Source organism: Azotobacter armeniacus (assembly GCF_054779355.1).
The window spans coordinates 1-822 of sequence record NZ_BAAGYK010000101.1 but is presented as its reverse complement, the minus strand read 5'-3'; the positions used below and the strand labels follow the sequence as shown (position 1 = coordinate 822).

At 67.2% G+C, this 822-nt stretch carries 2 protein-coding genes; both read right to left on the bottom strand.

Features of this window, described 5'->3' with window-relative positions; translation table 11 throughout:
- Window positions 1-43: 43 nt before the first annotated feature.
- Window positions 44-205: a hypothetical protein gene (locus ACYVD0_RS13405; protein WP_460427261.1), complete on the bottom strand. Its 162-nt coding sequence runs from the start codon at window positions 203-205 to the stop codon at window positions 44-46.
- 14 nt (window positions 206-219) lie between these two features.
- The coding region (locus tag ACYVD0_RS13400; RefSeq protein WP_460427260.1) for a pyruvate kinase at window positions 220-822 on the bottom strand (603 nt) is incomplete at its 5' end.

Sequence of the window (822 nt, the reverse complement as noted above, 5' to 3'; positions counted from 1 at the left end):
GAGGATCTCGCGGGCCACGACCTGCTGGATCAGGGTGCTCTGGTTACTCATCGCTCTGGGTGTCCTGTGCTGAGGTCGGAACCGCGGCCCGCTGGCGCTCGGGCACGAGCAGTTCCTGTTGTTCGGCGTATTCGGCGCGGAAGTCAAAATCGCGGGGCCAATCCTGTTCCCGCGCCGGGGAGGCGGCTTGCCTGTGCTGTTGCATCGAATCTCCCTTCCTCAATGGATGACGTCGCCGACGCGCACGATGCGCAGGGTGTTGGTGCCGCCCTGGGCGTCGGCCAGATCGCCCTTGGTGATCAGCACCAGGTCGCCCTCGAACACTACGTTGCGTTGCACCAGCTCCTTCACCGCCCGGGCGTTCAGCTCGGCCTCGGGAATCCGGTCGGTCTCGAAGGGGATCGGATTCACCCCGCGGAACAGCGCCATCCGGCTCTGCGTGCGCGGGTGGCGGGAGAAGGCGAAGATCGGCAGGTGCGAGCGGATCCGCGACATCAGCCGCGGGGTGTCGCCGCTCTCGGTCAGGCAGATGATCGCCTTGACCCCTTCCAGGTGGTTGGCGGCGTACATGGCCGACAGGGCGATGGTCTCGTCGATCTTGTGGAACACCTGGTCCAGGCGGTGCCTGGAGCGATGCGCCAGCGGATGCTTCTCGGCGCCGAGGATCACCCGGCCCATGGCCTCCACCGTCTCCACCGGGTAGGCGCCGGCGGCGGTCTCGGCCGAGAGCATCACCGCGTCGGTACCGTCGAGCACCGCGTTGGCCACGTCGAACACCTCGGCGCGGGTCGGCAGCGACTGGGTGATCATGGTCTCCATCAT